Source organism: Rathayibacter sp. CAU 1779, from assembly GCF_054551755.1.
The window spans coordinates 487,189-507,464 of sequence record NZ_JBTOLK010000002.1 but is presented as its reverse complement, the minus strand read 5'-3'; the positions used below and the strand labels follow the sequence as shown (position 1 = coordinate 507,464).

Genomic DNA, 20,276 nt, shown 5'->3' with positions numbered 1-20,276 from the left:
TGGACAAAGATGCTCGGCCATCCGTCGATGGCGTCGCGGGTGCACGGTCCACTACCTGGGCCGTACGGGTCGCCCTAAAGGCTGGCCGGCTTTGCCCTTGCGACGCCGCCGGTTGCTTCCGAGTCTGCTCGTCACGTGTGACAGGCAGCTCGCGACACGCTGTGCTGATCGTCAACATTCGTGCTCGGATCGTTGACGACGAGAACAATACGGCTATCGGTTGCCTGCTGCTCGCTGGGCCCGGTACCGCGCTTGCCGGCGGGCCCGGTTGAGGCGGTGTGCGTGGAGCGCCAACTGCACGATGCCGGCAAGGACGGGATTGTCGAGGTCCGGCTTCGGTGACACGCCGATGACGTTAGAGGTCTCACACCCGAACAGGTCGACCAGCTGGGTCAGCGCCCTCGTGCGGGTGCTGTCGCGGAACAAGATCTCTGACGTGAACCTCGCCGACTCGAGCACGTAGTCGGTGCGGCACCGCGGCTCCACGTACCAGGTGCCACCCTCTTCGTCCCAGTCGGCCAGTGGGTAGTTCGCCGGCGGTTCGACCGGCGCGCCCGCGTCGACGCCCGTCGTGGCGTCGGTCATGATGCGTCCGCCTTGCGTGCTGCCCAGTGGTTGACGAACTCGGCGGCGGCCTCCCGTCGGGTGCGTCCGTCGGGGAGCCGGTATCCGGCGCGCAGCTCGTCCTCCACCAGGGTGACGCAGCCGGCGCAGACACGGCGGGGTCCCGGCAGGTCGGGGACGGCGCCGGCCTTGAGGTCGCGCCAATACTTGTCGTCGGAGACCAGGCCGCACACCGGGCAGGGACGGACGTGGATCCGCGCGTACTCGGCCGCGTGCTGCCGGTTCTTGACCATCCGGTCCGCTTCGGCGAGCCGGCTGCGGTGCAGCAGTTCGTCGTACGGCATCTCCTGACCGCGGGGACCGAACGCGTCATCGGCCTGCCGGCGTATCTTGTCGTGCTGGATCTGCATCTTGTTCACGTTTGCGGCGCGGTATTCCTCGCGGCGACTCACCGGCACGAACCACTTGGCGTCCTTGCCCGTCTCCGGCGCCCAGTCAGTGAACGGGTAATCGATGGGCGTCACCCGGACCGGGTTGCGGTGAGGGTCGGTGTCGCCGGCCGGATGTATCGCCGTGCGGTGATTGTCGAGCATGCTCATGGTCGCCAGGATCCTCACGAATCCGAACATGCCGGGCCGCACGCCTCGGTGTGTCGCCGGCGGCGGAGAATCGGGAACATGAGCGTGGACAAGCTCGACGATGCCGCCCGGCTGGCGCTCGACCGAGCGCGGAGCTGCCCGCGATGCGGTAGCCGGCCCGATCGCGTCTACCAGTACAGCTGGCACGGATCGCAGCTGCGTCGCGCGTACTGCGGCAGGTGCCGGCGGACGTACTCGCTGACACAATTCGGCAGATGACCACAGATCCAACCTGATCGCCACGCCTTTTCGAATTCGCCCGATTTTGTGGGGGCTTCCCGGGAAAAAACGAATCAGCGCGGGCTGACGGCGGCCGTCCTCGCCTCAGAAAAACCGGCTCAGAAGGCCGTTCCGCTCAGGGTGTGCCGGGACGATGTTGGATGCCGGGGCCACAATCGGGGCGCGCACTCCCCGGCATCCACTCGATCGACCGATCGAACTTGCAGCACCTCCCGGCTTACCCGGGACCACCGACGGACCGTCCTCGAGCTCGTCATCCATCGGCTGAGACTGCTGAGTCTGCATCGGTCGGCACCAGGCGGGTCAGCCGATACAGCAGCAGCGCCTTGGGATCCCTGATTCGACCGCCATCCATGGCCTCGTTCGTGACTGCGTCCATCCGTTGCCATCCTGCCCAGGGATCTCCCTTGCCGATCCGGTACGCCCATGCCATCAGCTGATCGACCGACAGCGGCAGCTTGCGAGGTCCGACAACGCTCTCGATCTTGCGTCGAGCATTGCTGTCGTGCTCGTGCTCGGGATATCCATCCCGTGCCTCGAGGAGCTTCTTGTTTCGCATGCTGCCCTTCAACCCACGGGGGGTAGGGGGGTTAAGGGGATGGAAGGGAGGGGAAGGGCGGTGACCGCTTTCCGCGGTCAGGTCGGCGGTCAGGTCGGCGGTCAGGTCGGCGGTCAGGTCGGCGGTCAGGTCGGCGGTCAGGTCGGCGGTCAGGTCGGCGACCGGAACGTGACCGCTTTCCGCGGTCAGGTCGGCGGTCAGGTCGGTCAGGTCGGCGAAGATGACGTGACCGCTTTCCGCGGTCAGGTCGGCGAAGAGGAATCGGAATCGCGTGCGCCGGCCAGTCCTTTCACGAGCGAGAATCGGCGGACGACCGTCGGTCCCTTCCACCATCGAGCGCACTGCGCGGAGCACCGACGACCGAATGAGTCCGGTCCACCCGGCGAGGTTGTCGTAGGTAGGCGTGGATGTCTGCCCGTTGTACGAGTCGAGAGCCAGCCAGGTGAGCACTTGACGCTCGGCGTCCGTGAAATGCCACCGTGCCCAAAGCGACGGAAGCAACTCGATCGCCGGACGATTCTCGAGGATCATCTGATCCGTCATGGTCACCGGTCCGCGTTACGATCATGCGAGGTCTGGCGGACCGCTTCTTGGGCCCCGGTCGCTTCCGGCGGCCGGGGCCTTTCCTTGCCCGATCGGTTTCCGGTGCGGCTCACGCACAGTCGCTCCAGCTCGCGGCGCGAGCACGGGATGCGGCCGGGGTAGGAAGCGTAGATCGCTGTGCGAAGCTGGCGGCCGCGCGGGTGATCGAAGAGTGCCGGGTCGATGCCATCGAGGACGCGCTCGAGCTGCGCGTCTTCGGCCGGCGTCATGAGCTTGCCTTGACGTCGGCCCAGTCAATGCGCCACGCGGCGCCGACCTTGCGGGCCGGGAGTTTGCCGGCGTGGATCAGCCTGTAGACGGTGTTGTAGTGGACTCGCCAGTACCGGGCCACCTCTTCGATGGTCGCGAACTGGTCGGGCTCTGGCTTGCCGTCGTCTGGCGTCGCTGGAGTGGTCGTTGTGGTCACGGGGTTGCCTCTTCTCGAGAAACACGAATGGGGGATCGTGTTGGTCGAGCGCGCGACAGCACGCGGGGATCCATTCCCCGGGAGCGGTGCTGTCGATGCGGTCGACCGCTAGTAAGCGGCCGGCGCGCGAGGTGCTAACGCGAGTGTGACGTGATGTCTTGGCGGTGGTGTTGGCGGGTCGACGTTGTGGCGGCGGTGATGCTCCGGACTCGTTTCTTCGGCCCATGTCGATGATGTCGACTGTCGAAGCTCCGCGTGAAGTGCAGCGATCCGTTCTTGCGCGTTGCGCAGGAACGTACGTGCCATGCTCACGGCGCGCTCCCCGGCGGCGTCATCGCCAGTGAGCTTGCTGCGCAGATCGATGGCCAGAAGCGCAGTCGAGTCCCACGGATGGAAGCTGTACGCGAACCTGATTCGGAGGAGCGCGCGACGGCTTAGGCCATGACCGAGGATTCCCGGTAGGTCGTCGACAGGGCGGGATCGCAGCTCGCGGGCCAGGAAACGCGCACGGATCTGTCTCGACGGCGGGATTGGGTGGCGTGCTCTCATGGAAATGTCCGGCTGCTATGCGGTGTGACCGATGGTAATCACAGGTGCGTCGGCTGAAGCTGTCGACCGCAGCGTGTCGAGGCCAGCGGCGATCGCGGCGTCGGCGTCTTCGGCGGCGTGGGCGTAGATCATCGCGGCGGCTGTCGTGGCGTGTCCGAGGCGATTCATGACGGCGCGCTGCGATGCGCCCGTGCGGTAGGCGAGCGTGGCGCCGGTGTGCCGGAGGTCGTGCCACGTCACTTCGGGCCGATCGATCGCTTGCAGCGCGGTCTTGAGCCTTCGGCTGACGAAGGTGCCGGAGACGGGCCCGCCGGTCGAGGCGATCGTGAAGATGAGAGCGTTCGGGCCGAGGGCGGTGTGGTGCGCCATGTGGGTGCGGAGCTCGTTGATGACGAACCCGGGCAGGTGCACGATGCGCTGCGACTTCGCGGTCTTCGGCTTGCCGAACTTCGTCGTGTGGCCGGCGCGGGCGACGAGGGCACGCTCGACGCGCACAGTGCCGGCCGCGAGGTCGATGTGTCGGCGGGCGAGCGCGAACAGTTCCCCGTAGCGCAGCCCGGACCATGCGGCGAGGTAGACGGCGGCGCGCAGGCTCGTCGGGCGTGGACCGAGGAAGGTGTCGGCATCGATCGCGGCGGCGACGGCTTCGACTTCGGCGGCGGTGAGGATCGTGCGCTCACGGCGTTGCACGGTGCGGGCGCCGCGCACCTGGCAGGGGTTCTTGTCGATCAGCCCGTCGCGTTCGGCGGTGGCGAGGATGGTGTGCAGCAGCCGGTACGCCTGCGCGGCGACGGTTCGGCCGGCGTCGTCGGTGTCGGGTACCGGCGTTGGGGATCCGGCTGCCTTCCACGCCTGAAGCAACCGGGCAGGCATCTTGCCGGTCGGTGCCACCGCGTGGCCGTTGGCCTGAGCCCACAGGCGGGCAGGGTGGATGCGGCCCCGGCGGCCGGCGGCGCGTTCCTGGCCGGCGTCGCGAGTGGCGTTGACCAGGTGCCCGTGCCAAGTGGCGACCATCGCCGAGGTGATCGCGCGCAGAGGCATCCGGCCGAGCTCGAGGCCGTGCAGCTCGTCGGTCGACACGCGGGGGAGTACCCAGCGATGCAGGGTGTGACGGTAGAGGTCGAGGGTGCGGGGGCGGAGGTCGGCGCGGTTGGCGATCCAGGTCGCCGCATAGTCGCGCAACAGGATCCGATCGGCGTCGGGGTCGCGCCACGTACCGCGGGCGCGGTCGGCCCGCTCTTGCGCGAGCCACGCGGCCGCCTCTGCGCGCGTGTCGAACGTGCGCCGGCCAGGCGGCCGATACGTGGTCGTGACGCCCGTGTCCGGGTCGGTGATCCGGTACGAGGCGGAGAACCGGCCTGAGCGTTCCTGGCGCACCGTGCCGAGGTCGCTGGGGGATCGGCGCGCCTGGCGCTTGCGGGGGCTCATGGTCACTCCTTCGACAGCTGCTACTCCCGCCGGAATACTCCGGGAGGGAGTGCGCACGAGTGTGCGCACAGACTGCGAAAGGGGCCGAGCTCGTCATTCACAGAGTGGAAGAAAACCGCCTGTTACCAGGTGTTTCCTCCGTGGAGGGGATGACGGGAATCGAACCCGCACCATCAGTTTGGAAGACTGAGGCTCTACCATTGAGCTACATCCCCGAGCGACCCGGATGACGGATCCTGGGAGCGGTCGATGACCGCGCTGGCAAGCATAGTGCATGCCGGCTGGGGGTTCGGAATCGGCGGGATCTGCACCGCACCGGGCGTCCTCTATCATTCGCTAGACTGTTCGAGGTCATTTCGGCTTGCTGTACGCCTGGCGCGTGCCCGGCTGGTCGGACCTCGCGGGTCCACCACGATCCGGGGCGTAGCTCAGCTTGGTAGAGCGCCCGCTTTGGGAGCGGGAGGCCGCAGGTTCAAATCCTGTCGCCCCGACAACGTCGAGACTGACCGAACCACTTTCAATAACAGGAGATCTCCCACGTGAAGACCACGGTCGAACAGCTGAGCCCGACGCGCTCGAAGCTCACCATCGCAGTGACCCCGGAGGAGCTGCAGCCCAGCATCAAGCACGCCTATGAGCACATCGCCGAAGAGGTGAGCATTCCGGGCTTCCGCAAGGGCAAGGTGCCGCCGCCCATCATCGACCAGCGAGTCGGCAAGGCCGCCGTTCTCGAGCACGCGGTCAACGAGGGACTCGAGGGCTTCTACCGCACCGCGGTCGAGGAGAACGATGTGCGTCCGGTGGGCCGTCCCGAAGCGGACATCACCGAGTGGCCCAGCGACAAGGATTTCTCCGGTGACCTGATCGTTGCGATCGAGGTCGACGTGCGTCCCGAGATCACGCTTCCGGAGTACAACGGACTCGAGCTCACGGTCGAGGCGGCCGAGGTCACCGACGAGGACGTCGAGGCGGAGCTCGAGCGCCTGCGCAGCCGCTTCGGCACGCTTGTCACCGTCGACCGTCCGGCCAAGAAGGGCGACTTCGCCCAGCTCGACCTCGTCGCGGCGATCGGCGAGGAGCAGGTCGACACGGCGAGCAACGTGTCCTACGAGGTCGGCTCCGGCGAGCTGGTGGACGGCATCGACGAGGCGCTCGACGCCCTGTCCGCCGGCGAGACCACGACGTTCACGTCGAAGCTCCTCGGTGGTGACCACGAAGGCGAAGACGCCGAGATCACGGTCACGCTGAACGCCGTCAAGGAGCGCGAGCTTCCGGATGCCGACGACGACTTCGCGCAGATCTCCAGCGAGTTCGACACCATCGCCGAGCTCCGTGAGTCGCTCCGTGGCGAAGCGGCCCGTGGCAAGACCTTCAACCAGGGCAACGAGGCACGCAACCTCATCGTCGACCGTCTGCTCGAGCTGACCGAGATCCCCGTTCCCGAGGGACTCGTCGAGGACGAGGTGCACCGTCACCTCGAGGCCGAGGAGCGCCTCGAAGACGACGTGCACCGCGCAGAGGTCAAGGAGGCCAGCGAGAAGGCCTTCCGCACGCAGGTTCTCTTCGACGAGATCGCGCAGAAGGAGAACATCCAGGTCAGCCAGGATGAGCTCAACAACTACCTCGTGCAGGCCGCTGGCCAGTACGGCATGGACCCGAACGAGTTCGTGCAGGCGCTCGGCGAGAACGGTCAGCTCGCGCAGATCTTCGGCGAGGTCGCCCGCAACAAGACGATCGCCGTTCTGCTCGGCCGCGCGGTGGTCAAGGACAGCAACGGACAGCCGGTCGACCTGGCAGAGTTCGCCGCGGTGAACGAGCCCGTCGAGGAGTCGGCGGATGACGAGTCCGCCGAGACCGAGAACGCTGCCGGCGACGCTGAGCCAGCCGCCGACGAGGCGGAGGCTGCCGACGAGAAGCCGAAGAAGAAGGCCGCGAAGAGCGCGAAGGCCTAGCCGCGATAGAGTCGTGCAAGGGGGTGGATGCTCGGCATCCGCCCCCTTTTCGCGTCCATCGGCCCGGCTCCGGCTGGTCCGCGGATGCGTGTGCGGCGATGGTGCGAGACGAGTGCGGAGGGTGCAGCGGTGACCGACTGGGACAGCCAGTTCGACGCGGTCTGGGCGGACGAGGAACTGAGCGACGCGGAGCGAATCGAGCGTATCGACCGCCTGGCCGGAGTGTGGGGCGACAATGCGATCGCACTGTTCCACAGGGCGGGAGCACGGGATGCCGCCGGACGCGAGTCCGAGGCTGAACCCCTCTATCGCAGAGCGCTCCTGATCGGACTCGACGATGACCACAGGGTGAGAGCAGTCGTGCAGCTGGCGAGCACGCTGCGCAACCTCGGACGGGTCCACGAAGCCGTGTGGATGCTCGGCGACGAGTACACGAAGCACGCCGATTCGCCTTACCGGGACGCGGTCGCCGCGTTCTACGCGCTGGCCCTCGCCTCAGCGGGGGAGTCGCGTCGTGCCACGTCAGTCGCGCTGATGGCGTTGGCGCCGCACCTCCCTCTCTATACGCGTTCCGTTTCCGAGTACGCACGCGAGATCGCGTACTGACGCCATCTGATCTCCGTCGCAGGTCGAGGCTGTTGAAACCACTGCAGGGTTGCCGCGGTTTCGACAGGCTCGAGCCGCGACCGACGGATCGTCGGCCCCGCTCTTCCGAAGGCCCGTGCTTGTCCGGTTCACCGACGGCACTGTGCTGGTCCGGTTCGCCGACGGCTCTGCCGACGGCGAACAACGCCGTGGGCCCGTGACCCCTTCGATAGATTCGAGAGCACGTACGAAGAAGGAGCACGTTCATGGCCGAACCGACACTGCAACCCAGTGTTTTTGACCGACTGCTGAAGGATCGCATCATCTGGCTCGGCTCGGAGGTGCGTGACGATAACGCCAATGAGATCGCCGCGAAGCTGCTGCTGCTGGCGGCGGAGGATCCGAAGCGCGACATCTACCTGTACATCAACTCTCCCGGTGGTTCGATCACCGCTGGCATGGCCATCTACGACACCATGCAGTTCGTTCCGAACGACATCGTGACGGTCGGCATCGGCATGGCGGCGTCCATGGGGCAGCTGCTGCTGACAGCAGGCACGAAGGGCAAGCGGTACATCACGCCGAACGCCAGGGTGCTGCTGCACCAGCCGCACGGTGGATTCGGCGGAACGGCCAGCGACATCCAGACGCAGGCGCAGCTCATCCTCGACATGAAGAAGCGTCTCGCCGAGATCACCGCGTCGCAGACCGGGAAGACGGTCGAGCAGATCAACTCCGACGGTGACCGCGACCGCTGGTTCACTGCGCAGGAAGCCCTGGACTACGGCTTCGTCGATCACATCCGCGAGTCGGCGACCGACGTCATCGGCGGCGGCGGAACCCAGGAGTAGGCGAGAGAGAAACGAAGGACACGACACAGATGGAAACCCCGAACTTCTCGTCTCTGGCCGGCGCATCACGCGTCGCCATGCCGAGCTCCCGCTACATCCTGCCCAGCTTCGAGGAGCGAACGGCCTACGGCTACAAGCGCCAGGACCCGTACGCGAAGCTCTTCGAGGACCGCATCATCTTCCTCGGCGTGCAGGTGGACGACGCCTCGGCCGACGACATCATGGCGCAGCTGCTCGTGCTGGAGAGCCAGGATCCCGACCGCGACATCGTCATGTACATCAACTCTCCCGGCGGATCCTTCACGGCCATGACGGCGATCTACGACACGATGCAGTACATCCGTCCGCAGATCCAGACGGTCGTGCTCGGTCAGGCGGCGTCCGCCGCCGCCGTGCTCACCGCGGCAGGCACGCCGGGCAAGCGACTCGCGCTGCCGAACGCGCGCATCCTCATCCACCAGCCCGCCGTGGGCGAGGCCGGGCAGGGGCAGGCGTCCGACATCGAGATCCAGGCGAACGAGATCATGCGCATGCGTACCTGGCTCGAGGAGACCCTCGCTGCGCACACCGGCAAGGATGTCGCCCAGGTGAACAAGGACATCGACCGCGACAAGATCCTGTCGGCCGAGGAGGCCCGCGAATACGGGCTCATCGATCAGGTCCTGACCAGTCGCAAGAGCCTGCCCGCACTGACCGCGAAGTAGGAGCACGACCCGCGGATGACGGCGGAGGACGACATGTCCTCCGCCGTTTCGCGTCCTCTCCGCACCGTGCCACACCGGTGTGGAGAGCTACCCATCATTGTCTGCACCACAGGTTAGGCTCGTAAGAAGCAGCCCACCCGGGAGGTTCCATGGCTCGCATCGGAGAAAGCGCCGACCTGCTCAAGTGCTCGTTCTGTGGCAAGAGCCAGAAGCAGGTCCAGCAGCTCATCGCGGGCCCCGGCGTGTACATCTGCGACGAATGCGTCGAGCTGTGCAACGAGATCATCGAAGAGCGGATGGCGGAGTCCGGTGAAGAGAACACCGGCCAGTTCGACCTTCCCAAGCCGAAAGAGATCTTCGCCTTCCTCGAGGAGTACGTCATCGGTCAGGAGGCCGCGAAGAAGGCGCTCTCCGTCGCCGTGTACAACCACTACAAGCGGGTGCGCGCGCGCACCACGCTCGGTCCGGCCGAGCAGGTCGGCGAGGACATCGAGATCGCCAAGTCCAACATCCTGCTCATCGGTCCGACCGGGTGCGGCAAGACCTACCTGGCACAGACGCTCGCGAGGCGGCTCAACGTGCCGTTCGCCTTCGCGGACGCGACGGCGCTCACCGAGGCCGGTTACGTGGGAGAGGATGTCGAGAACATCCTGCTGAAGCTCATTCAGGCCGCGGATTACGACGTCAAGCGGGCCGAGACCGGGATCATCTACATCGACGAGGTCGACAAGATCGCCCGCAAGGCCGAGAACCCGTCCATCACGCGCGATGTCTCCGGCGAGGGCGTGCAGCAGGCACTGCTGAAGATCCTGGAGGGGACGGTGGCGTCGGTTCCGCCGCAGGGTGGACGTAAGCATCCGCACCAGGAGTTCATCCAGATCGACACGACCAACGTGCTGTTCATCGTCGCCGGCGCGTTCGCGGGACTCGAAGACATCATCTCCTCGCGCGCAGGCAAGAAGGGCATCGGCTTCGGCGCCCCGCTGCACAGCAAGGGCGACGACATCAACATCTTCAGCGAGGTGCTTCCGGAAGACCTGCACAAGTTCGGCCTGATCCCGGAATTCATCGGACGCCTTCCCGTCGTGACCACGGTGACGCAGCTCGACCGCGAGGCGCTCATCCAGATCCTCACCGAGCCGAAGAACGCGCTCGTCAAGCAGTACCAGCGCATGTTCGAGCTCGACGGCGTCGAGCTCGACTTCGACCAGCCGGCGTTGGACGCCATCGCCGACCTCGCCGTGCTGCGGCAGACCGGCGCCCGCGGCCTCCGGGCGATCATGGAGGAGGTGCTCGGGCCGATCATGTTCGAGGTGCCTTCCAGCGACGAGGTGGCGCGCGTCGTCGTCACGCGTGAAGCGGTGCTCGACAACGCGGCACCGACGATCGTTCCGCATCGTCGTACCCGCCGCGAAGAGAAGTCGGCCTGATCGTCAAACCGCGGCGGTTGCGCCCGGGGGACCGGGTGGCGATCGTCGCAACATCGTGGCCGGGATCGACAGTCTTCCCGCACGTGTACCGTGCGGGGCTCGCGACGCTCGAAGACCGGCTGGGACTGATTCCGATCGAGTATCCGTCCACACGTCTGACCCCCGACGAGGCGTGGCGGAGTCCGGAGGCCAGGGCCGCAGACGTGAATGAGGCGTTCGCCGATCCGCAGATCTCCGCCGTGTTCAGCGTGATCGGCGGAGACGACTCGATCCGCATCGTGCCGCATCTCGACGTGGATGCGATCGCTCGGCATCCGAAGATCATGCTCGGCTATTCCGACACGACCACTCAGCTCATCTGGCTGGCGCAGCATGGACTCGTGACGTTCAACGGACCTTCCGTGATGGCCGGATTCGCTCAGGCGGCCAACCTCCCCGGAATGCTCGAGCACGTGCGCGACATCCTCTTCACTCCAACAGACGCCTACGACTACCGACCGTTTCCTCAGTGGTCGGCCGGATATCCGGACTGGTCCCAGCAGGACGGAACGCGGGTGAACCGGCTGCGCCGGAACAGTGGATGGCGGTGGCTCCGCGGATCCGCTCCCCGAAGCGGTCGCCTCTTCGGCGGATGCATCGACGTGCTCGACATGATGGTCGGCACGTCGTTCTGGCCGGCGCCCGAGTTCTTCGACGACACGATCCTGTTCCTGGAGACCTCCGAGGACAGGCCGTCGCCCGCTCAGGTGGGCTATTGGCTGCGCAACTACGGTGCGCAGGGAATCCTGCAGCGGATCGCCGGCCTCGTGATCGGTCGGCCGAACGGATACAACGCCGACCAGGTGCGCGAGCTGGATCGGATCATCCTCGAGCGGCTTGACGAGTGGGGAGTCGGCGGCATTCCGGTGCTTGCCGGCGTCGACATCGGCCACACCGACCCGCAGTTCGTCGTGCCGAACGGCCTACGTGCCGAGCTGGATCCGGTCCGCGGACGATTCCGGTTGCTCGAAGCCGCAGTTTTGTGAGCAGGACCGTGGTGGGCGACTCCGGGCCCGGCGTAGCATCGCCGGTGACATCTCGATTCGCTTCAGACACGGGGGACCCGATGAACACGAACATGACAGCCGAAATGATGCAGAACATGTCGATGGATGCGATCGGCATGCCGGCGATGGATGCGATGACGATGCAGGCGTGTATCGAGGCGTGTTCGGCGTGCGAACAGGCGTGCACGATGTGCGCGGACAACGACATGGCCGACGGCATGATCAAGTGTGCTTCGATGTGCATGGACTGCGCCGACGTCTGCAACACGATGATGCGCATGATGATGCGCCCGAGCGGATACGACATGACGGCCATGCAGGCGATGCTGCGGGCCTGCATCGCCATGTGCTCCGCCTGCGCCGACGAGTGCGGGAACCACGCGGAGATGAGCGAGACCTGCCGCATGTGCGCGATGGCGTGCACGGAGTGCATGAACGCGTGCCAGGCCATGCTCGACATGATGCGCGACGCCGAGACGGTCTGAGCCGTCACAGGCGCTTGCCTCCGGAGCCGAGACGATTCAGGCTGCGGAAGCCAGGACGTTGAACCGACGGGATCCTGCGGCGAGCACGTTGTACATCGTGTGCAGCGCGATGGGCTCGCCCGGGGTGACCGAGTCCGTCAGGTCGCCATGGTTCCAGAGGGACACGACGGATCCGTCGAGAGTGACGACGTCGACCCAACCGTCACGCACGCCGACGACGAGGGCATCCCGCCAACGCGACGGTGTCGCCGCGGCAAGGCGGAGCTGCAGCGCGTGCAGGCCGTGCCCGGGACGGATGTCCGCGCACATCAGCCCGGACTCGCACGCGCACGTTGCGGTGTGATCGAGTTCGGGGAGCTGTGACATGGCTTCTTCCTGAGCTGTTCGTCAGTCTGCGGATGGGATGTCGCGGCGGATCATCCACCTGACGACCTGATCACAGTACGAAAAGCGGCGCGAGCGCGCACGTCGCTCCGTCACGCTCCGCAACAAACGGGCCGGCAGACGTCGTGTCCACCGGCCCGTTCCACGCGGATCGGATCAGTCGAGACCGCGCCGGCGCAGCAGGGGATCGATCACCGCATCGCGCCCGCGGAAGTCGCGGTACGCCTCCAACGGATCCTTCGAGCCACCGACGCCGAGCAGCCTGCGCCGGAAGCGTTCGCCGCCATCCCTGGAGAGTCCGCCGTTTTCCTTGAACCATTCGACGGTGTCAGCATCGAGTACCTCGCTCCAGATGTAGGAGTAGTACCCGGCGTCGTAGCCGCCGGAGAACGTGTGCGCAAAGTAGGTGCTGGAGTACCGCGGCGGCACTGCCCCGTCATGTACGCCCGCCTCATCGAGTGCCGCCGACTCGAAGTCCTCCACGGAATCGACGACCGTGTCGGCGTCGATGCGATGCCAGGCCTGGTCGAGCATCGCGGCGGCGAGGTACTCGCTCGTCGCAAAGCCTTGGTTGAAGGCCTCCGATGTGTGGATACGCTCCACGAGTTCCCCCGGCATCCGCTCTCCGGTCTCGTAGTGTCGCGCGTAGTTGTCGAGCACCTCCGGCCAGAGCATCCACATCTCGTTCACCTGGCTGGGGAACTCGACGAAATCTCGGAAGACGCTGGTTCCCGCGAACTTCGGATAGGTGGTGCGACCGAAGAGCCCGTGCAGCGCGTGCCCGAACTCGTGGAACAGGGTGCTCACCTCGTCGTACGTGAGCAGTGTGGGCTCGCCCACGGCAGGCTTCGGCACGTTGTGGTTGTTGACCACGACCGTGCCGCCGCCCAGCAGCCCCGTGCGCTGTGCGAGGTCGTTCATCCAGGCACCGCCGCGCTTCGAGTCGCGCGTGTACAGGTCGTAGAGGAAGAGCCCGAGGGTGGAGTCGTCCGTGTCGAAGACCTCGAAGACGCGGACGTCGGGGTGGTAGCCGGTGAGCTCGGGACGTTCTTCGAAGCGGATGCCGTACAGCCGGTTCGCCGCGAAGAACACGCCGTCGTGCAGCACGCGCTCGGCTTCGAAATAGGGTCGCATCACGGCGGTGTCCACGTCGTACTTCGCCGCGCGGACCTTCTCGGAGAAGAAAGCCCAGTCCCACGACTCGATGTCGAATCCCGCGGCCTCGCGGAGATCCGCCTTCTCGGCTGTGGCGTTGCGGGCGGCGGCAGGGGCGAGGCGTCCCAGCATGGCGGCGACGGCATCCGGGGTCTTCGCGGTCTGGGAAGCGGTGACGTACGCTGCGTGGTTCGTGAAGCCGAGGAGCCGGGCGCGCTCAGCGCGCAGCGCGGTGATGCGCAGCACCAGCTCGCGCGTGTCGTGATCACCGCCGTGGATGCCGCGGGACCGTGACGCCTCCATCACGCGCTCGCGTACGTGCCGGCGGGTGAGCCTGGCCAGGTACGGGTGGCCGGTGGGGAGCACCAGAGTGATCAGATATCCGTCCAGCCCGCGATCGGATGCAGCAGCCTCGGCCGCAGAGATCTCGGCGGCACTCAGGCCGTCGAGATCGGCGACATCGGTGATGTGCACGGCGAGGTCGTTGGTGTCGGCGAGCAGGTTCTTCTCGAACCGGGTGGAGAGGATGGAGAGCTCGGCGTTGAGCTCCTTGAGTCGATCCTTCTCGGGCTCCGCGAGGGCTGCTCCGGCGAGCGTGAACTCCTCGTGGTACCGCTCGACCAGGTAACGGGATTCCGCGTCGAGGCCGAGTTCGTCGAGTCGCGAATGGATGGCGTCGATACGGGCATACAGGCGCGGATCCAGCCGGATGGCATCCTCGTGTGCGGCGAGCTTGGGAGCGAATTCCTCCTCGATGGCGCTGACCTCGTCGTTCGAGTCGGCGGAGCTCTTGTTGTAGAACACGTCGGCCACGCGTCGCATCAGCTGTCCGGATCGCTCGAGGGGGAGGAGCACGTTCTCGAACGTGGGCTCGGCGGTCTCTGCGGCGATGGCCTCCACCTCGTCGCGCTGCTCGGCCATGCCCTGTTCGAAGGCAGGCGCGTAGTGCTCGTCCCGGATCTCGGAGAACGGCGGAAGTCCTTGCGGCAGCCCGCTAGGGGCCAAAAGCGGATTGGTCGTCATAATCACCAGCCTAAGCGGGCCGATTTCCTAGGCTGGGCCCATGGCATCCCACGACAACGAGCGCTACCTTCACGGTCACCACGCGAGCGTCCTGCGGTCTCATTCCTGGCGCACGGCGGAGAACTCGGCCGCCTATCTGATTCCGCATCTGTCGCCGGGGTCGGACGTGCTCGACGTCGGCAGCGGACCAGGCACCATCACGCTCGACCTCGCCCGGCTGGTCTCGCCGGGACGTGTCGTCGGCATCGACGCGTCAGAGGAGGTCGTCGCGAACGCGAACGGTCTGGCGTTCGACAACGACCTCCACAACGTGGAGTTCCGCACGGGCGACGCTTACGCGCTCGACTTTCCGGATGCCACATTCGACGTCGTGCACGCGCACCAGGTGCTGCAGCACCTCGCGGATCCGGTGACTGCGCTCCGCGAGTTCCGGCGGGTGCTGAAGCCCGGTGGCATCGTGGCGGCGCGCGACGCGGATTACGGAACGCCTGCCTGGTATCCGCTGCTTCCCGGCATCGCCGAATGGCTGCGGATCTACGTGGACGCCGCGCACACCAGCGGGGGAGAGCCTCTGGCGGGGCGGCGTCTGAAGGCATGGGCGCTGCGAGCGGGGTTCGAGGAGGTGGCGGCATCCGCTTCGGTGTGGTCGTTCGCCTCGGATGCGGATCGCGAATGGTGGGGCTCGTCGTGGGCCGAGCGGACCACAGAGTCGGACTTCGCGACGCGGGCGATCGAGGGCGGGCACGCGACCCTGAGCGATCTGCAGGGCGTGGCAACAGCGTGGCGCGAATGGGTCACGGCGAAGGACGGATGGTTCGCGTTGACCCACGGGGAGATCATCGCCCGCGCCTGAGCCCGCGCACTTCGGAACGGGATGCGCGGAGTGCCCGTGCACCCCGCTCGCCACCGCTCCACAGCTCTTCTTGAAAAGAGCAGTTTGCAAAGGAAAGGTTGCAAAGAGATCCTTGCAAAGAACTCTTTGCAAGAGTAGCCTCGTCTCATGAGCACAGAGGACGAAGGCCGGGCACGGGCTGTCGAGCAGCCGCGCCGCCTGGATGCGACAGCGCTGAAGGCGCTCGCGCATCCGCTCCGCATGCAGATCTTCGAGGAGCTCGTGCAGTTCGGACCTCTCACCGCCAGCGGGCTCGGCGAACGCCTGGGGGAGTCGAGCGGGTCGATGAGCTATCACCTGCGCGAACTCGCCAAGCACGGTTTCGTGCAGGAGGTCGAAGGCAAGGGCACTGCCCGCGAGCGGTGGTGGGAGCGCACCCCGGGTGCTGTCGCACTGAGATCGTCGGACGAGCAGAGCGAGGCCGAGAACGCGGCCGCCGACCTCATAGCCACGACGTGGCATCGCCGCTGGTTCGGCCAGACCATGCAGTTCATCGAACAGGGCGACGAGGTGTTGCCGAAGCGCTGGATCGAGGCGAGCACGATCAGCCACACCTCGCTGCCGCTCACCATCGACCAGCTCGAGGACCTCAAGACGGAGCTCGACTCGCTCTTCCTGCGTCTCAGCGACCGCTATCGCGGCCAGGAGGCCGACGGCACGCGCCGCGTGCAGATCCAGTTCAACGTCTACCCGCTCATCGATCCGAAGGAGACCAGCTCATGAGCACCGCAATGCTGCACTACAGGGAAGCGTCCTTCGTCGAACGCACTGCCGTGCGACTCGGCGCGCTGATGGTCGAGTGGGGCAACGCCAGTGCCCAGCGACGCGAGGACCGCGCGGAGCATGCCACACGTGTCCAGGCCCGTCTCGACGAGGACGCGGCACGCCAGGCGGCAATCTGGGGACGCATGATGCCCTGACGATCGACCCGCGCATCCGCTCGTCCTGTGCTCGGCCGGCCGCATCGGCCGCCGAGCACAGTGCGTCAGTCGGCGTCGAGCGCTTCCTCGTCGGGCTGTGACACTGTCGCAGAGTCTTCTTCGGGGTGATACCGGATGACGGTGCCGTCGTCCAGCTCGACCACCGGTCTGCCCTCGAGCCAGGTCAGCGTCCAACGCCACGTCGATGCGTCGACGTCGAGCGCCTCCAGCTCGTCCTCAACGGATCGGACGGCCGACACGACCACGGACGGCAGGGCTTGCGGCGCCGCTCCTCCGACCGGCCAACGGGTGCCAAGCTGCATGGCTCAGCTCTCCGTCGTCGACGAGTCGGTCGTCTGGCTGTCGGCCGGGGAATCGGATGCCGAAGCATCGGTCGTCTGCGCGTCGGACGCCGCGTCACCCTGCGCAGTGTCACCTTGCGGAGCGTCACCCTGAGCAGCATCGGCGGAGGCGTCGTCCGCTGCGGCTGTCTCGACGGCGTCGTGCGTCGAGGAGGCTCCGACGGCGTCGTCGTCCGTGGTGACGTCATCGGCGGACGGCGCTTCGGCAGAAGCCGGCTCGACCGGCGCCGGCTGCGCGGTGCGAAGCCGGTACACGACAACGCTCGACGCGTCGGCGATCTCGTCGTAGAAGCTGCGAGCATCCGGATCGTCCGGCTTCGCCAACCATTGGACGAGCGGTGTGCCGAACTCCGCGCCGACCGTCGCGACCGCCTCGATCAACGCGCGTCCGTAGCCCTGCTCGCGATGCTCCTCGAGGACGAAGAGGTCGTCGATGTGCAGAGCGTGGTCGCCGTCCAGCGGGCGCGGAACCTCGTGATAGTGCACGAGTCCGATGAGCGCGCCACCATCGTCGACCGCGACGAGACCGCGTTCGGCGCGGGCGGCATCCGTCAGCCAGCTCCAGACGAGTAGAGCTCCCTGGTCGGTCAGCGCGCGTTCGTAGTAGGTCGCGTAGTCCTCGTAGAGGGCGAGCCACGAGAAGAAATCGCCCTCCGCGGGCTCGCGAATCGTGATACCCATCAGTCCCCCTCCGTGTATTCCGACGTTGGAATGTACACCGTGATGTAAAACCTAGTTGCCGAACGTGCGGCTGAGCTATGCCGTCTGCTCATCATCGGCAAGCTCGACGTCGACGGACAGTTCCTCGCCCGGCACGAACTCGAGCGTCGCGATGCGCCCGACCGCGCGGATGTCGGCACCCGCCTGCTCGATGGCCCACAGCTCTTCCTCCGGTGCCGTGACCACCGCACGGGCGATCGGAGCCTTCTGCGACGCCTTGGCAGCGGTCTTGGCGCGACGGATGCCGATCAGCACACCGGATGTGGCTGACAGCACCAACGGCGTCGCCTCACCGGCGGCCTCGCCGACCTGGTCGGCCGACGGCCACGGGGCACGGTGAACGGAACCCTGCTGGAACCACGACCACGATTCCTCGGTGGCGAAGGGGATGAAGGGCGCGAACAGTCGGAGCAGTGTGGACAGCGCGAGTCGCAGTGCGGCGGCCGCGGACGCAGCGCCGGGACCCTCGCTGTACGCGCGCTCCTTCACCAGCTCGAGGTAGTCGTCGCAGAACGTCCAGAAGAAGGACTCCGTCAGCTCGAGCGCGCGGGCGTGATCGTAGTTCTCGAGCGCCTTCGTCGCCTCGGCGACCACCACGGACAGCCGCGCGAGCATGCTGCGGTCGAGGGCCTCGGTGATGGCGCCGTCTGCGGACGGGAATCCGAGGATGAACTTCGCTGCGTTGAGCACCTTGATCGCGAGCCGGCGGCCGATCTTGATCTGCGTCGGATTCTGCGGGTCGAAGGCGGCATCCGTTCCGAGGCGACTCGATGCGGCCCAGTAGCGTACGGCATCCGATCCGTGCTGCTCGAGGATGTCCGCCGGCGTCACGACGTTGCCCTTGGACTTGGACATCTTCTTGCGGTCCGGGTCGACGATGAAGCCCGAGATGGCCGCGTGCGCCCAGGGGGCGACGCCGTCCTCGAGCTGCGCGCGCAGCAGGGTGGAGAAAAGCCAGGTGCGGATGATGTCCTGTCCCTGCGGGCGCAGATCGTACGGGAACACCGCCTCGAACAGCTCAGGATCCCGCTCCCAGCCGCCCGCGATCTGCGGCGTCAGCGACGAGGTCGCCCACGTGTCGAGGATGTCCACCTCGCCGACGAATCCGCCGGGGACTCCTCGCTGTGACTCCTCGTAGCCCGGTGCCGTGTCGATGGTCGGATCGATGGGCAGCTGCTCGCGCGCGGGCAGGATAGGTGCGTCGAAGACGGTCTCGCCCGCGTCGTTCACCGGATACCAGACCGGGATCGGCACACCGAAGAAGCGCTGCCGGGAGACCAGCCAGTCGCCGGAGAGGCCACCGACCCAGTTCTCGTAGCGCACGCGCATGAAGTCCGGATGCCAGTCGATGCCCTTGCCGAGCTCGATGAGCCGGTCAGCGAGCTTCTGGTCGCGGGCGCCGTTGGTGATGTACCACTGGCGCGTGGACACGATCTCCAGTGGACGGTCGCCCTTCTCGTAGAACTTCACCGGGTGGGTGATCGGTTTCGGATCCTCCAGCAGGTCGCCGGATTCCTTCAGCAGCTCCACCATCGCCTGCTTCGCGGAGAACACGGTCTTGCCTGCGAGCTGCGCGTAGGCATCCTTCGCCGCTTGGGTGGCGAGCGCCTCTGGCGGCTCGGGCAGGATGCGACCGTCGAAGCCGATGATCGGACGGGTGGGCAGGTCGAGTTCGCGCCACCACGTGACATCCGTGATGTCGCCGAAGGTGCAGACCATGGCGATGCCGGTGCCCTTGTCGGGCTCGGCGAGGTGGTGCGCGAGCACGGGCACCTCGACGCCGAACACCGGGGTGCGCACGGTCTTGCCGAAGAGCGGCTTGTACCGCTCATCGCTCGGGTGAGCCACGAGGGCGACGCAGGCCGCGATGAGTTCGGGGCGCGTGGTGGCGATCACGACGGGGTCGGCGTCGCCGTGGAACGAGATGGTGTGGAAGGCGCCGGGCTGGTCGCGGTCCTCGAGCTCCGCCTGGGCGACGGCACTGCGGAACGTGATGTCCCAGAGCGTCGGAGCCATCGCCTGATAGGCCTCGCCGCGCTCGACGTTGCGCAGGAACGCGAGCTGCGAGACGAACAGGGACTCGTCGCCGATCGTGCGATACGACTGCTGCCAGTCCACCGACAGGCCGAGCTTGCGCCAGAGCGCCTCGAACTGCTTCTCGTCCTCGACGGTGAGCCTGGCGCACAGCTCGATGAAGTTGCGGCGCGAGATGGGCTTCTGGTCGGCCGCGCGCGAGCTCTTGTTGTCGCCGCCCTCGTACGGCGGCACGAAGTCCGCGTCATACGGCAGTGACGGATCGCAGCGCACGCCGTAGTAGTTCTGCACGCGGCGCTCGGTCGGCAGGCCGTTGTCGTCCCAGCCCATCGGGTAGAACACGTTCTTGCCGTTCATGCGCTGGAAGCGCGCGGCGATGTCCGTGTGCGTATAGCTGAACACGTGGCCGATGTGCAGTGACCCGGAAGCGGTCGGCGGCGGGGTGTCGACGGAGTAGATGCCGCCGCGGCCCGCTGTCAGGGCGCCCTCACGGTCGAAGTGGAACGTACGATCACGGCGCCACCGCTCATCCCACACCTGCTCGAGGCCCTCGAGCGCCGGCTTCTCGGGGATCCGCCCGAAGGTGTCGGTCGTGGCTGCGGACGAGGCTGCGTCGGCGGACTGGGCGGCATCGGTCATGGCGGATCTCCGTTGCGGTATGTACGGCACCGTGTCAACTGGTGCCTGAGTGTGGGATGCCCGTCAGTCTACCGTGCGCACGTTCCGCTCCCTGAGAGAGCGGCAAG

At 66.7% G+C, this 20,276-nt stretch carries 21 protein-coding genes and 2 tRNA genes; 11 read left to right on the top strand and 12 right to left on the bottom strand.

Features of this window, described 5'->3' with window-relative positions:
- Nucleotides 1–213 precede the first annotated feature (213 nt).
- The 7 genes from ACX9R5_RS13290 to ACX9R5_RS13260 all read right to left on the bottom strand — a co-directional run bounded on the left by ACX9R5_RS13290 (nucleotide 214) and on the right by ACX9R5_RS13260 (nucleotide 5,202).
- Complete coding sequence (locus ACX9R5_RS13290) at nucleotides 214–585, bottom strand: hypothetical protein (RefSeq protein WP_459409502.1); 372 nt, start codon at nucleotides 583–585, stop codon at nucleotides 214–216.
- Nucleotides 582–1,163, bottom strand: a complete 582-nt coding sequence (locus ACX9R5_RS13285) for a hypothetical protein (RefSeq protein WP_459409501.1) — start codon at nucleotides 1,161–1,163, stop codon at nucleotides 582–584. Before ACX9R5_RS13285 ends, ACX9R5_RS13290 begins: the two co-directional genes overlap by 4 nt.
- A gap of 532 nt (nucleotides 1,164–1,695) precedes the next feature.
- Nucleotides 1,696–2,343 (bottom strand): hypothetical protein, encoded by a 648-nt coding sequence (locus tag ACX9R5_RS13280; protein ID WP_459409500.1) that lies wholly within the window; start codon nucleotides 2,341–2,343, stop codon nucleotides 1,696–1,698.
- Nucleotides 2,344–2,546: 203 nt separating this feature from the next.
- Nucleotides 2,547–2,813: a hypothetical protein gene (locus tag ACX9R5_RS13275; RefSeq protein ID WP_459409499.1), complete on the bottom strand. Its 267-nt coding sequence runs from the start codon at nucleotides 2,811–2,813 to the stop codon at nucleotides 2,547–2,549.
- Complete coding sequence (locus ACX9R5_RS13270) at nucleotides 2,810–3,010, bottom strand: helix-turn-helix domain-containing protein (protein WP_459409498.1); 201 nt, start codon at nucleotides 3,008–3,010, stop codon at nucleotides 2,810–2,812. The genes ACX9R5_RS13275 and ACX9R5_RS13270 overlap by 4 nt, the downstream gene beginning before the upstream one ends.
- A 564-nt stretch (nucleotides 3,011–3,574) precedes the next feature.
- Nucleotides 3,575–4,987 carry a tyrosine-type recombinase/integrase gene (locus ACX9R5_RS13265; protein WP_459409497.1) on the bottom strand — a complete coding sequence of 471 codons (1,413 nt, stop codon included), beginning with the start codon at nucleotides 4,985–4,987 and terminating at the stop codon, nucleotides 3,575–3,577.
- 141 nt (nucleotides 4,988–5,128) lie between these two features.
- Nucleotides 5,129–5,202: transfer RNA gene (locus tag ACX9R5_RS13260), tRNA-Gly, on the bottom strand.
- Nucleotides 5,203–5,404: 202 nt separating this feature from the next.
- Here ACX9R5_RS13260 and ACX9R5_RS13255 point away from each other — a divergent pair.
- From ACX9R5_RS13255 to ACX9R5_RS13220, 8 genes are all read left to right on the top strand, one after another.
- Nucleotides 5,405–5,478, top strand: a tRNA-Pro gene (locus ACX9R5_RS13255).
- Nucleotides 5,479–5,526: 48 nt separating this feature from the next.
- A complete protein-coding gene (tig, locus tag ACX9R5_RS13250; protein ID WP_459409496.1) occupies nucleotides 5,527–6,939 on the top strand; it encodes a trigger factor in 1,413 nt (470 codons plus the stop codon).
- Nucleotides 6,940–7,068: 129 nt separating this feature from the next.
- Nucleotides 7,069–7,545 carry a tetratricopeptide repeat protein gene (locus ACX9R5_RS13245; protein WP_459409495.1) on the top strand — a complete coding sequence of 159 codons (477 nt, stop codon included), beginning with the start codon at nucleotides 7,069–7,071 and terminating at the stop codon, nucleotides 7,543–7,545.
- Between the two features lie 245 nt (nucleotides 7,546–7,790).
- Nucleotides 7,791–8,375: an ATP-dependent Clp protease proteolytic subunit gene (locus tag ACX9R5_RS13240; protein WP_459409494.1), complete on the top strand. Its 585-nt coding sequence runs from the start codon at nucleotides 7,791–7,793 to the stop codon at nucleotides 8,373–8,375.
- Between the two features lie 29 nt (nucleotides 8,376–8,404).
- Entirely contained in the window at nucleotides 8,405–9,079 is a 675-nt protein-coding gene (locus tag ACX9R5_RS13235; RefSeq protein ID WP_459409493.1) for an ATP-dependent Clp protease proteolytic subunit, read from the top strand.
- A gap of 149 nt (nucleotides 9,080–9,228) precedes the next feature.
- Nucleotides 9,229–10,509 carry an ATP-dependent Clp protease ATP-binding subunit ClpX gene (clpX, locus tag ACX9R5_RS13230; protein ID WP_459409492.1) on the top strand — a complete coding sequence of 427 codons (1,281 nt, stop codon included), beginning with the start codon at nucleotides 9,229–9,231 and terminating at the stop codon, nucleotides 10,507–10,509.
- A 35-nt stretch (nucleotides 10,510–10,544) separates the two neighbouring features.
- Entirely contained in the window at nucleotides 10,545–11,534 is a 990-nt protein-coding gene (locus ACX9R5_RS13225; protein ID WP_459409491.1) for a S66 family peptidase, read from the top strand.
- Between the two features lie 8 nt (nucleotides 11,535–11,542).
- The gene (locus ACX9R5_RS13220) at nucleotides 11,543–12,040 is read left to right on the top strand and encodes a four-helix bundle copper-binding protein (protein WP_459409490.1); all 498 of its coding nucleotides are present in this window, start codon (nucleotides 11,543–11,545) and stop codon (nucleotides 12,038–12,040) included.
- A gap of 36 nt (nucleotides 12,041–12,076) precedes the next feature.
- Here the strand turns inward: ACX9R5_RS13220 and ACX9R5_RS13215 are convergent, their stop codons facing one another.
- Together ACX9R5_RS13215 and ACX9R5_RS13210 are read right to left on the bottom strand one after the other, a co-directional pair.
- The gene (locus ACX9R5_RS13215) at nucleotides 12,077–12,406 is read right to left on the bottom strand and encodes a hypothetical protein (protein ID WP_459409489.1); all 330 of its coding nucleotides are present in this window, start codon (nucleotides 12,404–12,406) and stop codon (nucleotides 12,077–12,079) included.
- Between the two features lie 174 nt (nucleotides 12,407–12,580).
- Entirely contained in the window at nucleotides 12,581–14,602 is a 2,022-nt protein-coding gene (locus tag ACX9R5_RS13210; RefSeq protein WP_459409488.1) for a M3 family metallopeptidase, read from the bottom strand.
- Nucleotides 14,603–14,642: 40 nt separating this feature from the next.
- Here ACX9R5_RS13210 and ACX9R5_RS13205 point away from each other — a divergent pair, with 40 nt between their 5' ends.
- From ACX9R5_RS13205 to ACX9R5_RS13195, 3 genes are all read left to right on the top strand, one after another.
- Nucleotides 14,643–15,455: a methyltransferase domain-containing protein gene (locus ACX9R5_RS13205; RefSeq protein ID WP_459409487.1), complete on the top strand. Its 813-nt coding sequence runs from the start codon at nucleotides 14,643–14,645 to the stop codon at nucleotides 15,453–15,455.
- A 147-nt stretch (nucleotides 15,456–15,602) separates the two neighbouring features.
- A complete protein-coding gene (locus tag ACX9R5_RS13200) occupies nucleotides 15,603–16,217 on the top strand; it encodes an ArsR/SmtB family transcription factor (protein WP_459409486.1) in 615 nt (204 codons plus the stop codon).
- Nucleotides 16,214–16,414: a hypothetical protein gene (locus tag ACX9R5_RS13195; RefSeq protein WP_459409485.1), complete on the top strand. Its 201-nt coding sequence runs from the start codon at nucleotides 16,214–16,216 to the stop codon at nucleotides 16,412–16,414. The genes ACX9R5_RS13200 and ACX9R5_RS13195 overlap by 4 nt, the downstream gene beginning before the upstream one ends.
- A gap of 65 nt (nucleotides 16,415–16,479) precedes the next feature.
- Here the strand turns inward: ACX9R5_RS13195 and ACX9R5_RS13190 are convergent, their stop codons facing one another.
- The 3 genes from ACX9R5_RS13190 to valS all read right to left on the bottom strand — a co-directional run bounded on the left by ACX9R5_RS13190 (nucleotide 16,480) and on the right by valS (nucleotide 20,169).
- Nucleotides 16,480–16,737 carry a hypothetical protein gene (locus ACX9R5_RS13190; protein WP_459409484.1) on the bottom strand — a complete coding sequence of 86 codons (258 nt, stop codon included), beginning with the start codon at nucleotides 16,735–16,737 and terminating at the stop codon, nucleotides 16,480–16,482.
- 3 nt (nucleotides 16,738–16,740) lie between these two features.
- Complete coding sequence (locus ACX9R5_RS13185) at nucleotides 16,741–17,457, bottom strand: GNAT family N-acetyltransferase (protein ID WP_459409483.1); 717 nt, start codon at nucleotides 17,455–17,457, stop codon at nucleotides 16,741–16,743.
- A gap of 75 nt (nucleotides 17,458–17,532) precedes the next feature.
- A complete protein-coding gene (valS, locus tag ACX9R5_RS13180; protein WP_459409482.1) occupies nucleotides 17,533–20,169 on the bottom strand; it encodes a valine--tRNA ligase in 2,637 nt (878 codons plus the stop codon).
- Nucleotides 20,170–20,276: the final 107 nt, after the last annotated feature.

Excerpts from the sequence above, each read along its gene's own strand:
- ACX9R5_RS13290 (WP_459409502.1), bottom strand. The coding sequence starts at position 585 with ATGACCGACGCCACGACGGGCGTCGACGCGGGCGCGCCGGTCGAACCG.
- ACX9R5_RS13285 (WP_459409501.1), bottom strand. The coding sequence starts at position 1,163 with ATGAGCATGCTCGACAATCACCGCACGGCGATACATCCGGCCGGCGAC.
- ACX9R5_RS13275 (WP_459409499.1), bottom strand. The coding sequence starts at position 2,813 with ATGACGCCGGCCGAAGACGCGCAGCTCGAGCGCGTCCTCGATGGCATC.
- ACX9R5_RS13265 (WP_459409497.1), bottom strand. The coding sequence starts at position 4,987 with ATGAGCCCCCGCAAGCGCCAGGCGCGCCGATCCCCCAGCGACCTCGGC.
- ACX9R5_RS13240 (WP_459409494.1), top strand. The coding sequence starts at position 7,791 with ATGGCCGAACCGACACTGCAACCCAGTGTTTTTGACCGACTGCTGAAG.
- ACX9R5_RS13235 (WP_459409493.1), top strand. The coding sequence starts at position 8,405 with ATGGAAACCCCGAACTTCTCGTCTCTGGCCGGCGCATCACGCGTCGCC.
- clpX (WP_459409492.1), top strand. The coding sequence starts at position 9,229 with ATGGCTCGCATCGGAGAAAGCGCCGACCTGCTCAAGTGCTCGTTCTGT.
- ACX9R5_RS13215 (WP_459409489.1), bottom strand. The coding sequence starts at position 12,406 with ATGTCACAGCTCCCCGAACTCGATCACACCGCAACGTGCGCGTGCGAG.
- ACX9R5_RS13210 (WP_459409488.1), bottom strand. The coding sequence starts at position 14,602 with ATGACGACCAATCCGCTTTTGGCCCCTAGCGGGCTGCCGCAAGGACTT.
- ACX9R5_RS13205 (WP_459409487.1), top strand. The coding sequence starts at position 14,643 with ATGGCATCCCACGACAACGAGCGCTACCTTCACGGTCACCACGCGAGC.
- ACX9R5_RS13200 (WP_459409486.1), top strand. The coding sequence starts at position 15,603 with ATGAGCACAGAGGACGAAGGCCGGGCACGGGCTGTCGAGCAGCCGCGC.
- ACX9R5_RS13195 (WP_459409485.1), top strand. The coding sequence starts at position 16,214 with ATGAGCACCGCAATGCTGCACTACAGGGAAGCGTCCTTCGTCGAACGC.
- ACX9R5_RS13190 (WP_459409484.1), bottom strand. The coding sequence starts at position 16,737 with ATGCAGCTTGGCACCCGTTGGCCGGTCGGAGGAGCGGCGCCGCAAGCC.
- ACX9R5_RS13185 (WP_459409483.1), bottom strand. The coding sequence starts at position 17,457 with ATGGGTATCACGATTCGCGAGCCCGCGGAGGGCGATTTCTTCTCGTGG.
- valS (WP_459409482.1), bottom strand. The coding sequence starts at position 20,169 with ATGACCGATGCCGCCCAGTCCGCCGACGCAGCCTCGTCCGCAGCCACG.